13 protein-coding genes and 1 pseudogene are annotated in these 11786 nt (G+C 71.1%); 5 read left to right on the top strand and 9 right to left on the bottom strand.

Going from position 1 to position 11786, the window contains the following annotated elements; all coding sequences use genetic code 11:
• Positions 1 to 328 (bottom strand): annotated as a pseudogene (locus tag VGR06_RS41290) (hypothetical protein); the annotation flags it as partial.
• 38 nt (positions 329 to 366) lie between these two features.
• Here VGR06_RS41290 and VGR06_RS41285 point away from each other — a divergent pair.
• Positions 367 to 2127, top strand: a complete 1761-nt coding sequence (locus VGR06_RS41285) for a gamma-glutamyltransferase family protein (protein WP_327564704.1) — start codon at positions 367 to 369, stop codon at positions 2125 to 2127.
• On the opposite strand, the gene VGR06_RS41280 is transcribed toward VGR06_RS41285, so the two are convergent.
• Positions 2124 to 3053: a MauE/DoxX family redox-associated membrane protein gene (locus VGR06_RS41280; RefSeq protein ID WP_327564703.1), complete on the bottom strand. Its 930-nt coding sequence runs from the start codon at positions 3051 to 3053 to the stop codon at positions 2124 to 2126. The genes VGR06_RS41285 and VGR06_RS41280 overlap by 4 nt on opposite strands.
• Before the next feature lie 230 nt (positions 3054 to 3283).
• On the opposite strand from VGR06_RS41280, the gene VGR06_RS41275 reads away from it, so the two are divergent.
• Together VGR06_RS41275 and VGR06_RS41270 are read left to right on the top strand one after the other, a co-directional pair.
• Positions 3284 to 3535, top strand: a complete 252-nt coding sequence (locus VGR06_RS41275) for a hypothetical protein (protein WP_327564702.1) — start codon at positions 3284 to 3286, stop codon at positions 3533 to 3535.
• 27 nt (positions 3536 to 3562) lie between these two features.
• Positions 3563 to 3820, top strand: coding sequence for a hypothetical protein (locus tag VGR06_RS41270; RefSeq protein WP_327564701.1), 258 nt, complete (start codon positions 3563 to 3565; stop codon positions 3818 to 3820).
• Between the two features lie 284 nt (positions 3821 to 4104).
• Here VGR06_RS41270 and VGR06_RS41265 read toward each other — a convergent pair whose 3' ends face one another.
• The 7 genes from VGR06_RS41265 to VGR06_RS41235 form a co-directional block, all read right to left on the bottom strand.
• Positions 4105 to 6066: an acetoacetate--CoA ligase gene (locus tag VGR06_RS41265; RefSeq protein ID WP_327564700.1), complete on the bottom strand. Its 1962-nt coding sequence runs from the start codon at positions 6064 to 6066 to the stop codon at positions 4105 to 4107.
• A 10-nt stretch (positions 6067 to 6076) separates the two neighbouring features.
• On the bottom strand, positions 6077 to 6844 hold the full coding sequence (locus VGR06_RS41260) for an ESX secretion-associated protein EspG (RefSeq protein WP_327564699.1): 768 nt from the start codon (positions 6842 to 6844) through the stop codon (positions 6077 to 6079).
• 20 nt (positions 6845 to 6864) lie between these two features.
• Positions 6865 to 7581: a sulfite exporter TauE/SafE family protein gene (locus VGR06_RS41255; protein ID WP_414637446.1), complete on the bottom strand. Its 717-nt coding sequence runs from the start codon at positions 7579 to 7581 to the stop codon at positions 6865 to 6867.
• Between the two features lie 213 nt (positions 7582 to 7794).
• Complete coding sequence (locus tag VGR06_RS41250) at positions 7795 to 8160, bottom strand: VOC family protein (RefSeq protein WP_327564697.1); 366 nt, start codon at positions 8158 to 8160, stop codon at positions 7795 to 7797.
• A gap of 41 nt (positions 8161 to 8201) precedes the next feature.
• The gene (locus VGR06_RS41245) at positions 8202 to 8543 is read right to left on the bottom strand and encodes a DUF899 family protein (protein WP_414637444.1); all 342 of its coding nucleotides are present in this window, start codon (positions 8541 to 8543) and stop codon (positions 8202 to 8204) included.
• A gap of 120 nt (positions 8544 to 8663) precedes the next feature.
• Positions 8664 to 8834 carry a DUF899 family protein gene (locus VGR06_RS41240; RefSeq protein WP_327564696.1) on the bottom strand — a complete coding sequence of 57 codons (171 nt, stop codon included), beginning with the start codon at positions 8832 to 8834 and terminating at the stop codon, positions 8664 to 8666.
• A 3-nt stretch (positions 8835 to 8837) separates the two neighbouring features.
• Complete coding sequence (locus VGR06_RS41235; RefSeq protein WP_327564695.1) at positions 8838 to 9527, bottom strand: GntR family transcriptional regulator; 690 nt, start codon at positions 9525 to 9527, stop codon at positions 8838 to 8840.
• Between the two features lie 154 nt (positions 9528 to 9681).
• Here VGR06_RS41235 and VGR06_RS41230 point away from each other — a divergent pair, with 154 nt between their 5' ends.
• Positions 9682 to 10923 carry an MFS transporter gene (locus VGR06_RS41230; RefSeq protein ID WP_327564694.1) on the top strand — a complete coding sequence of 414 codons (1242 nt, stop codon included), beginning with the start codon at positions 9682 to 9684 and terminating at the stop codon, positions 10921 to 10923.
• Positions 10910 to 11698, top strand: coding sequence for a putative hydro-lyase (locus VGR06_RS41225; protein WP_327564693.1), 789 nt, complete (start codon positions 10910 to 10912; stop codon positions 11696 to 11698). Before VGR06_RS41230 ends, VGR06_RS41225 begins: the two co-directional genes overlap by 14 nt.
• Positions 11699 to 11786: the final 88 nt, after the last annotated feature.

The following is an 11786-nucleotide window of genomic DNA, read 5'->3' as shown; positions in this document are numbered from 1 at the left end:
GCGGCGAGTAGGCCTCGATCTTGTGGAACTTGGGGGAGTCGGCGCGGCGGGCTAGGACGAGGTGGCCGTCTAGCCGGTGGTGGCGGGGGGTGAAGGCGGCGAAGCTCATGCGGACGTGGAGGGCGATGCGGGTCTTCTCGGGGAGGACGGTGAGGGGGCCGAGGGGTTCTAACACTGCGAGTATGCGGTTGAAGACTGCGCGTACGGCGGGGTCGCGGCCGGTGAAGTGGGAGTCGAGGGTCCGGAGCGGGGCGCAGGTGTGGGTCTGGTTGGGGTTGGCGAACGTGCGGGTGCAGGTGGGGCAGGTCCAGAGCGGGCGACTTTCCACGGGGTTACAGTAGGCGTGCTGATCGCTAGCGTGGGGGCGTGTTCACTACGCGGCCGGAGTTGAGTGGGACGTTCGGGATGGTGGCGTCGACGCACTGGTTGGCGTCGGCGGCGGGGATGGCCGTGTTGGAGGGTGGGGGGAACGCCTTCGACGCGGCGGCGGCCGCCGCGTTCGTGCTGCATGTGGTGGAGCCGCATCTGAACGGGCCGGGTGGCGAGGTGCCGGCGATCTTTGTCGCGGCGGGCGATCCCGGGCCCACTGTCCTTTGTGGACAGGGAGTGGCGCCGGCGGGGGTTGCCGTGGAGAAGTTTCACGGGTTGGAGCTGGTGCCGGGGACGGGGTTGCTGGCGGCGACGGTGCCGGGGGCGGTCGGCGCGTGGCTCACGCTGCTGCGGGATCACGGCACGAAGTCGCTGGGCGAGATCCTCGGTTATGCCATCGGGTATGCCGAACACGGGCATGTCCCGGTGCCGCGGGTGACGGAGACGATCGGAGCCGTGGCGCAGCTGTTCCGGGATGAGTGGCGCACGTCGGCGGAGGTGTGGCTGGCGGCGACCGGGGCCGACGGGCTGCTGCGCAACCGGGCGCTGGCGGCGACGTACACCCGGTTGGTCGACGAGGCGAAGGGCAGCACGCGCGAAGCGCGGATCGAGGCGGCGATCACGGCCTGGTACGAGGGATTCGTGGCGGAGGCCATCGACGGGTTTTGCCAGACGCCGGTACTGGACGACTCGGGTGAGCGGCATGCCGGGCTGCTCACCGGTGGGGATCTGGCTTCGTGGCGGCCCGGATATGAGCGGCCGGTCAGCCTGGAGACGCACGGGTGGACCGTGTACAAGGTCGGTCCGTGGTGCCAGGGCACGGCGCTGCTGCAGCAGCTCGCGTTGCTGGACGCGCTCGGCGAGCTGCCCCCTCAGGGGTCCGCCGAGCTGATCCACCGCACGACCGAGGTCGCCAAGCTGGCGTTTGCCGACCGGGAGGCCTGGTACGGCGACGTGCACGGGGTGCCGGTCGGCGAGTTGCTGTCGGCGGGCTACGCCAAGGACCGGGCCGCGCTGATCACCGACGGGGCGAGCCTTGAGCTCAGGCCGGGAAGCCCGGGCGGGCGGACGCCGAGGCTGCCTCGTTATCTCACCGAGCAGGCAACGGCGACGGTGCCGCTGGTGCGGATGGGCGGAATCGGCGAGCCGACGATCTCCCGGCACGGCACCACGCGAGGCGACACCTGCCACATCGACGTGGCCGACCGGTGGGGGAACATGATCTCCGCGACGCCGTCCGGCGGGTGGCTGCAGAGCTCGCCGGCCGTCCCGGGGCTCGGGTTCTGCCTGGGCACGCGGGCGCAGATGTTCTGGTTGGAGGAGGGGCTGCCGGCGTCGCTGGCGCCGGGGAGGCGGCCGCGGAGCACGTTGACGCCGTCGTTCGCCCGCCGGGACGGGAAGCTGCTGGCGTTCGGGACACCCGGCGGGGACCAGCAGGATCAGTGGCAGCTCGGGTTCTTCCTCAACCATGCGGCGTTCGGGATGGACCTGCAGGAGTCGATCGACGCGCCGGCGTGGCATACCACGGCATTTCCGTCGTCGTTCTACCCGCGGGAGACGGTGCCCGGCGGGCTGGTCGTCGAGTCCCGTGTGGACAGTGGGGCGCGCGACGAGTTGACCAGGCGCGGCCACCGGGTCACGGTGTCGGAGCCGTGGTCGCTGGGCCGGTTGTCCGCGGTGGAGCGGGACATGGAGACCGGCGTGCTGCGGGCCGCGGCGAACCCGCGCGGCATGCAGGGGTACGCGGTCGGCCGCTAGGCGCGCTGCAGGGCCGGGCGCGGGCCGGGCTTCACGGTCTCGCCGAGCGCGGTCACCGGCTGGCCGTCGACCGCGGCGATCACCACGGCGCGCTCGGGGAAGCCGTCCGGCAGGGACACCGTCATGGTCAGGCCGGCCCGGCAGCGCGGGGAGACGAGCAGGCACGGCACCCGCCGGCCGGCCCGCGGGGTGGCCGAGGTGGTCCGGACCTCGCAGCGCCGCCAGTCCACGCCGGCCGCGCGGTCGCCGAGCCAGTCCTGGAAGGCGCGCACCGAGGGTGCCGTGCGCGCCGCCGCGATGGCCGCGGTCCGCTCCGCGCCGGTGACCATGGTGGGGAGCTCGACGGCGGCCAGCCGCGACCGGACCCGGCCGAGCAGCAGCCAGCCGGCGGGGCGGCGCCGGCCACCCAGAGCGGTCGCGATCACCACCAGCACGCCGAAGGCGACGAGCCAGGCCAGCGCGTCGAGCCGCCACCACGACGCGGCGCCGGTGAGCAGCGCGGTGATCAGCAGGGACACGGCGAGCGCGGCCAGGGTCAGGGTGCGGGCGAGCTCGGCGCCGCCGGCCACCCCGTCGGAGAACGAGGCGAAGCAACCGCAGGACGCGCCCTTGAGCGCGGCATACCGGACGACGACCACGAAGGCCAGGTACAGCACGGCAACGCCGGCGATCACGGCGGCGGACCACCAGGCCGCCGGCCGGCTCGCGGCCACCAGCAGGCCGGGGCCGGCGAGCAACTCGACCGTGCCGACCACCCAGGGCGCGAACCGGGCGAGCGTTTCGCGCCGGGGCACGTGCCGGGGCAGCAAGCGGTAGACGGCGTGCACGAACGGTTTGGGGCGCAACACCTTCAGCCCGCCGGCGAGGATCAGCAGCCCGGCGAGCAGAAGCGCCGCACCGCCCGGAATTCCGGCCACAACAGACATCTCCTCATCGTCGCGGAGGCCTGACCGGCGGGGAAGGACTACCGGGTGCACGAAAGGGCGGCCAGTTTCGCCCCATACGAGAGACCGAACGGTGATGGCCGGCGCCAGGGCTGAGCCTAGATTTTTCGATCACTGAGTCCGATTCGAGGAGAATCCATGAGCGAGCTTGCGAGCGAATCAATATCACAGGGCGACCGCGAGCGGCTCGACCGAGCCTGCGAGGGGGAGCTGTGAGCGAAGGCGAGCAGGTCCAGATCGACTGGTCGCAGTTGCCGACGCTGAGTGCGCACTGGCAGGTCAGCGGTGACGACGCCGCGTTGCAGCAGCACTTCGGCATCGACATGTCTCAGGAGGGTGGCGGCGCGGTGCAGATCGACTGGTCGCAGCTGCCCACGCTGAGTGCCCACTGGCAGGCGAGCGGCGACGACGCCACCCTGCAGCAGCACCTGGGCATCGACATGTCCGAACAGCCGGCCAACTGAGTCCCCAACAACCGAGGAGAAACTTCAATGGCGTGTGAGAGTGAGTGGAGCGCGGTCGGCGCCGCGCTGGCCGGGTTCGTGGCAGCGTGCGCGACGGTGGAGACCGGCGTCGGCGTGATCGCCTGTGCCGCCGCCGGCTGGGCGTACTACAACGCGGTGGACGCGCTGGACAAGTGCCGGCAGGAGAACGGTCTGGCCGCGATCGACTCGTCCGTTCTCGGCAGCCTGTACGCGGAGGTCGAGCAGATCCAGCAGCAGGCCGACAGTGCCGGAGCGGTGGCCTGACGTCCGGCCACGTCGCTCCTCCGGAGCCCCGGCTGTGTGCGTCAGCCGGGGCTCCCTTGTGGGCTATGCACAATCCCGGCCGCGACGGCGGGCCACCGGGCGGTGTTCGCATTCCGACCGCGACGGCAGGCCGGAGGTCTGCCCGAGCGGTCGGACCTCAACCACAAGCACAGGTGAGCACAGACCGCGAACACCGTCCGGGCGCATGGCCCGCCCGAGCGGACGGGCCAGCGACCTATTCGTACAGCCAAACATTGCAGGTCTTGTGCATAGCCCGCTTTGGTTCAACGCTGTTTGACCAGCTCGAGGAACGGGCGCAGCGAGTCGGGATTGGCCAGGGCGTCGCGGCTGACGGCGCGGTCCGGCGGGGTGCCGGCAAGGATCTTCTTGACCGGGACCTCGCACTTCTTTCCGTTGAGGGTGCGGGGAATCTCGGCGACGACGAGGAACCGGTCGGGCACGTGCCGGGGCGAGAGCGCACCGCGCAGCTCTCTGCGCAGCCGAGGCTCCATAGTGGACAGATCGGTGCCGGGGGTGAGCACGACGAAGCAGAGCAGCTCGCCGTCGGGTGCCGCGGCGCCGGAGGTGTCGATCACGAGCGAGTCGGCCACCTCGTCGAACCCTTCCACCACGCGGTAGAACTCGCTGGTGCCCATCCGCACGCCGCCGCGGTTCAGCGTGGAGTCGCTGCGGCCGTAGATGATCGCCGAGCCGCGCGCGGTGAGCTGGATCCAGTCGCCGTGCCGCCACACGCCTGGGTAGGTCTCGAAGTACGCCTCGCGCAACCGGGTGCCGTCCGGGTCGTTCCAGAAGAACACCGGCATCGAGGGCATCGGGCGGGTGATCACCAGCTCCCCCACCGTATCCGTCACCGGCTGGCCGTCCTCGGTGAACGCCGCGACCGCCGCACCGAGGCAGCGGCAGGACAGCTCCCCCAGCCACACCGGCACATCCGGCGCCGAGCCGACGAACGCGGTGCACAGGTCGGTGCCGCCGGACACCGAGCAGATCTGCACGTTCCGGCCGATCTCGTCGGCGATCCACCGGAATCCCTCCGGCGTGAGCGGCGCGCCGGTGGAGCCGAGCGCCCGCAACGCGGACAGGTCGTGGGACTGCGCCGGCCGCAGGTGCTGCTTCAGGCAGGACTGGATGAACGGGGCGGACGTGCCGAAGTACGTGATCCGGTGCCACTCGGCCAGCCGCCACAGCACGCCGAGGTCCGGATACGCCGGGCTGCCGTCGTAGAGCACGATCGTGGTGCCGACCAGCAGCCCGGAGATCAGGAAGTTCCACATCATCCAGCCGGTCGTGGTGAACCAGAAGAACCGCTCCCCCGGCCCGAGATCGCAGTGCAGCGCCAGCATCTTCAGGTGCTCCAGCACGATCCCGCCGTGGCCCTGCACGATTCCCTTGGGCAGTCCGGTGGTTCCGGACGAGTAGAGCACCCACAGCGGATGGTCGAACGGCACCGCGGCGAACTCGAGCGCACCTTCGTGACCCACCAGCTCCGACCACGGCACCACCGGATGCGGCCCGTCCGGCAGCGTGGCCTCCTCCGACAGGTACGGGATCAGCACCGTGGCCTTGAGGCTCGGAATCCCCGCACGCAGCTGCTCCACCGTGGACCGGACGTCGAACGACCGTCCGTTGTAGACGTACCCGTCCACGGCGATCAGCACGGTGGGCTCGATCTGGGTGAACCGGTCTCCGATGGCCCGCGCGCCGAAGTCCGGCGAGCACGAGGACCAGACCGCGCCCAGGCTCGCCGCGGCCAGGAATGCGACCAGCGTCCGCGGCGTGTTGGGCGCGAGCGCCACCACCCGGTCGCCGCGCCGCACGCCGAGCGCCGCCAGCCCGGCCCGCGCACCGGCCACCTGCCGCCGGAGCCCGCCGAACGTCACCGTCTCGGCCAGCCCGTCCTCGCGGTGGAACAGCACGGCCAGGTCGCCGTCGTCCTTGCCCGGACCGGGCCGCAGCGCGTGCTCGGCGTAGTTCAGCGTGGCCCCGGGGAACCACGCGGCGCCGGGCATGGCGTCCGAGCCGAGCACCGCCCGCGGCCGCTCGTGGAAGATCACGCCGAGGAACTCCGCGACCGCGTCCCAGAACGCCGGCAGATCCTCGGTCGACCACGTCCACAGCGCGTCGTAGTCCGGCAGGTCCAGGCCACGCTCGGCCCGCAACCAGTCCCGGAACGCCGCGATCCGGGTGTCCCGCCCAGGGTCGGGCCGCCACAGCACTTCGGTCATGACGACGTTTCTACACGCTCGAAACCAGTTCGGTGAGCTTGAGCCGGATGCGCTCGGAGTCGCCGGGGGTGCAGGTCAGCCACTCCTCGCGGTTGCGCGGGCGTTCGGGGTAGACCAGGTAGCGGCCGGCGTCGGTGTCGAACCAGTTGAGCACCGGCGTGCGGGTGCGCCGGCCGACCTGGTCGACGCTGTTCGCGGCGAGCTGGCCGCCGCCGTGCCGGCCGGACTCCACGAGCGTGACCAGGCCGCGCAGGTCCCTCCCGGTGATCCCGCCCTGGCGCAGCGCCGTCTCGAACGCGAGGTACCCGCCGGTCGCGTAGGCCTCGGTGGCCGCCGTGAACAACGCCCGGGGCAGCGAGACCGGGCCGCCGGGGCCGGGCTTCTCGTCGGGCGGCAGGGAAACCACGGCGGCGACCAGGTTCGGCGCGCGGACCGGCTCGAGGCGCACCTCGTCCGCGGACTGCACGGCCAGCAGCCCGTGGTCGCCGCGGGCGGCCGCGAGCACGTGCAACTCCCGGCCGGCGGAGAGCCGGCCGTCGATGGTCAACCGGTTGCGCACCAGCAGGACCAGCAGGTCCTCCAGCCGGGGATGCGGCTCGTGCCCGTCGTGCAGGCCCTTGGCCACGAGCGAGTCCCGGACCTGCTCGCGCAGCGCCTCGCGCTCGTCGACGGTCTCCCCGAAGGACGGCACGGTGATCGGGTACGGCCGCTCGCCGAGCCCGAGCTGCTCCCAGAGGATGTCGAACTCGACGGGCGAGAGGCGCACAGCGGTGGTCACGGAAGGGAAGGATGCCACCTTCACCGGGTGAGCAACTGGACAATGGCCGCGATGCCGACGACCACGATGACGCCGCGCAGGGCGGCGGTGGGGAGCCGCCGGCCGAAGTGGGCGCCGAGCTGGCCGCCGAGGATGGCGCCGGCCGCGAGCAGGGCGACCACCAGCCAGTTCACGTCGGCGACGAACACGAACACGATGCCGGAGGTCAGGTTCACCACGGCGGCCAGCACGTTCTTCACCGCGTTGATCCGCTGCAGCGTCTCGTCCATCAGGATGCCCATCAGCGCCAGCAGCAGAACTCCTTGCGCAGCACCGAAGTAACCGCCGTACACGCCGGTGCCGAAGATCGCCAGCAGCAGCGGCAGGCCACCGTGCGGGTGCCGTTCTTCCTGGCGGGCGGCGAGCTTGCGGGACAGCCACGGTTGCAGCACGACCAGCACCAGGGCCAGCACGATCAGCACCGGGACGATGGTCTCGAACGCGCTCGGCGGCAGGACGAGGAGGAGCACCGCGCCGAGCACGCCGCCGGTCGCGGACGCCAGGCCGAGGCGGACCAGCCGGGCGCCCTGGCCGGCCAGCTCGCGGCGGTACCCGATCGCGCCGCTGACCGAGCCGGGCACGAGGCCCAGGCTGTTCGACACGTTGGCCACCACGGGCGGGTAGCCGACCGCCAGCAGAACGGGGAACGTAACCAGGGTTCCCGAGCCGACCACCGTGTTGATCCCGCCGGCGAACATGCCGGCCAGCACGACGGCGACCGACTCGAGCGGGGTCACTGTGTGTTCTCTAACTCGGGAGTGTCGGCCAATGCCTTGGGTCGCGTCGGGTGGTAGGTCATCGGACCACTCCTCGGGCAGACCGCGTTCCACCAGGCAAGCCCCCCCAGACCCCGGTTCCTCGGGCCCACCTCGTCGCGGTGGGCCAATTCCCTCGCCTGGCCGTTCGCAAGCTCACCGGGGCGCGAAGACGCAGAACTCGTTGCCCTCGGGATCGGCTAACACGTCCCACTCGATCTCATCGTCCCGCTTGCGCACGAGTGTGGCGCCGAGCCCGAGCAGCTCGTCCAGGCTGCCGAAGACGTCGATGTGCAGGCGGTTCTTGGCGGTCTTGGGCTCCGGCACGGGCTGGACCCAGATCAGCGGTGCCTCGCCCGTCGGATCGGCGATCGGCACCGGCCACTCGGCCGGCCGGACCCAGCCGTCCTCGGGCGGATCCAGCTCGTCCTTGCGCCGGTAACCGAGGGCGGCGCACCAGAAGTCGGCGAGCGCGTGGTGGTCGTTGGCGTCCAGGACAAGGTCCTTGAACTTCGCGGGCATGCGGGCATCCTGGCATGTCACGCCGACAACCGCGCCCGAATTCAGGCCGTGCGCTGGATCACGAAGTCGCACAGGGACTCCAGCGCCGACCACGCCGGCACGAGCGGGAGCGCGACGAGCTGGGCGCGGGCCCGGGCGGCGTACGCGCGGACGTCGGCGCGGGTCGAGTAGGTGTGGAAGATGTCGTCGCCGACCCGGAGGAAGGCGCTGAGGCCGGGGTAGTCGGCGCGGCGGGCCGGGGTCCATGCGAGACCGTGGTCGGCGAGCTCGTCGACGTCGCGGTAGTTGAGGAGGACCGGTTGGACGCGTTCGTCGACGCTGGCGTGGAGATCGTGGTTGAAGTCGCTGCCGGCGGAGGAGTACCAGGGGAACGTCCAGCCCATGCGGCGGCGGAAGGTTGCCGATGTTGTCGAGGCGGGCCGAGCAGCTGGGGCGGGCGACGTCGCGCGGGGTCTCGATGCCGTGCTCGTCGACGTCGAACGTCCACATGGCGTGGTCGACGATCAGCTGGCGGCGGCCGTCGAACAGGTCGAGGAGGGCGGCCGGGCGTCGCGTGCCCTGGTGAGCTCCTTCTCCTTGGCCAGCAATGTTTTCCGTGCGGCGAGCCACTCGTCTCGGGTTGCTATCTCGGGAAGGGTCAAGACAGGTGGACCTCGGCCGGCCGGGAAGCTCACCGGTCAGGGCGACGAGGCGGTGGCGTACTCGGTGACGAGCTGGTGCTCGGCGTCGGCGAGATAGGAGTCGAGGGTTTTCTCGGCGGCGGCGATGTGGCCGCCCACCAGGAGGTCCAGGATCTCGCGGTTGCGGGGGAGGTAGGGCTCGTAGAGCATCCGCTGGTTGGCCATGACGTGGAAGACGAGTCGGAGCTCGGCGCAGAGCTGGCGCATGAGCTCGTCGACGCGGGGACTGTTCAACAATCCGGCAATAGCCTGGTGGAATCGTAGGTTCGCGGTGCCGACATCGGCCCAGCGGCCGGCGGCCGCGGCGGCCTCGGCGTCGTCGACGGCGGCGGCCAGCGCCCGGGCGTCGGCCTTCGGCAGCGTGCGGACGGTGCGCACGGCGGCGCCTTCGATGACCCGGCGGACGTGGTAGAGGTCGACCACGTCGGCGACGTCGAGCTTGCGCACGAACACGCCCTGGTTGAGCTTGTGCACCAGCAGTTTCTCGTGGGTCAGCAGGCGGAACGCCTCACGCAGTGTGTTGCGGGAGATGCCGAGACCCTTGGTGATGGTGTCTTCGGAGAGCCGGCTGTCCGGCGGGAACTGGCCTTCCATGATCCGGTCGCGGAGGACGCCCGCGACCCGCTCGGCGGTGCTGGTGCGGTCGAGCAGGGGCCGGTCTCGCGCGAGGTCGTCGGTCGTCGCCACGGGCCCAACCTAAGCCGCCTGGCCACGAATTGTCACATCGTCAGATCGTAACATTGTAAAATTGTTGAACGATCCTCTTGTGGTGCCCGGCCGCCCTCACCTAACGTCTGTGTGCAGTAGGTCACAGAAAGCAATCGAGGGATCGGGGTGTGCCATGGCCACAGTTCGTGAATCGCACCGGATGGCGTGGTGGCGGGAACTGCCGCCGAAGGGCAAGCGCGCCCTCGTCGGCGCGTTCCTCGGCTTCGGCCTCGACTCCTACGACTTCTGGGTGCTCCCGCTGAGCCTCGCCGCCATCGGCACCACCTTTGGCCTCAACAGCGCGGACAAGGGCTGGCTCGCCACCACCACCCTGCTCACCTCCGCGGTCGGCGGCGTCGCCGCCGGCGTGCTGTGCGACAAGATCGGCCGCACCCGCACCCTGATGATCACGATCATCACCTACGCCGTGTTCACCGCGCTCTGCGGGCTCGCCCCCAACTACGAGACCCTCCTCGTGCTCCGCGCCCTGCAAGGAGTCGGCTTCGGCGGCGAGTGGGCCACCGGCGCCATCCTGGTCGCCGAGTACGCCTCCGCCCGCCACCGCGGCCGGGCCGTCGCGGTGATCCAGAGCTCCTGGGCGGTCGGCTGGGGCGCGGCCGTGCTGGTCTACACACTGGTGTTCAACCTCGCCGGCGACGAAACCGCCTGGCGCGTGCTGTTCCTCACCGGCCTGCTCCCCGCCCTCGCCGTGATCTACGTGCGCAGCAAGGTCGAGGACGCGCCGCACTACACGCAGCGCCGGGAACTGGCCGCCCGCGGCTCGCTCAAGGCGATCTTCCAGGGACCGCTGGGCAAAACCACGCTGTTCGCCTCGCTCCTGGCCACCGGCTGCCAGGGCGGCTACTACACGATCGCCACCTGGCTCCCCAGCTACCTCAAGAACCGCGGGCTGTCCGTGATCGGCACGGGCGGCTACCTGTTCTTCCTGATCGCCGGCGCGTTCCTGGGCTACCTGACCGGCGGCTACCTCACCGACCGGCTCGGCCGCCGCACCTCCTTCCAGATCTTCGCCTTCCTCAGCGGCGTGCTGCTCATCCTCTACACCCGGCTCCCGGCGAGCGCCGGCACCGCGGTGATGTACCTCGGCTTCCCGCTCGGCTTCTGCGCCTCCGCCATCTTCAGCGGGTTCGGCTCCTACCTCGCCGAGCTGTACCCGACCACCGCCCGCGGCGCCGGGCAGAGCTTCACCTACAACTTCGGCCGCGCGGTCGGCGCGTTCTTCCCCACCGTCATCGGCTACCTGGCCGGGCACTACGGCACCGGCGGCGCGATGACGTTCGGCGCCCTGGCCTACGCCCTGGCATTCGTGTCGGTGCTGGGACTTCCGGAGACCCGCGGCCATGAGCTGTCCTAAGTGGAGCATGCCGGGCGAGGCCCGCGCGGCGTTCCGGTCCGGCGCGGTCGCGACCACCGAAGGCATGGCACCCGGGTACGTGCAGGCGAACCTGGTCTCGGTGTCCACACAGGACGCCTACGACCTGCTCCTGTTCGCCCGGCGCAACCCCAAGCCGTGCCCGGTGCTGGACGTGACCGACGCCGGATCCCCGGTCACCCCGCTCGCGCCGGACGCCGACCTGCGCACGGACCTGCCGCGCTACCGGGTCTGGCGGCACGGCGTGCTCACCGAGGAGCCGACCGAGGTCACCCACGTCTGGCGGGACGACCTGGTCACGTTCCTCATCGGCTGCAGCTTCACGTTCGAGTCCGCGCTCACCGAGGCCGGAGTTCCCTTGCGGCACCTGGAACAGGGCCGCACGGTGCCGATGTTCGTGACGAACCGGGAATGCCGCCCGGCCGGGCGGTTCGCCGGACCGATGGTGGTGTCGATGCGCCCGATCCCGGCGCACCTCGTCGCCATCGCGGTCACGATCACCGCCCGGATCCCCGCCGTGCACGGCGCTCCGGTGCACATCGGCGCGCCGGAAGCCTTGGGCGTCAAGGACCTCCACGCACCGGACTTCGGCGACGCCGTGGACCAGCACGACGGCGACGTGCCGGTGTTCTGGGCCTGCGGCGTCACCCCGCAGGCCGTGATCACCGCGTCCCGGCTCCCGTTCGCGATCACCCACGCGCCGGGGCACATGTTCGTCACCGACATCCGGGATGTCGCCTACCGCACCACCGGATAGCCGGCATGAAGCTTGCGAAATGCCGGGCGAGGGAGTTGGCCCACCGCGACGAGGGTAGGCCGAGGAACGAGGTCTGCCCGAGGAGCGG

It is taken from the genome of Actinophytocola sp., assembly GCF_036002505.1.
In the GTDB taxonomy this organism is placed as follows: Bacteria; Actinomycetota; Actinomycetes; order Mycobacteriales; family Pseudonocardiaceae; genus DASYTH01.
Note: the sequence above shows the minus strand (reverse complement) of the source record. Positions and strands in the feature narration are given on the sequence as shown.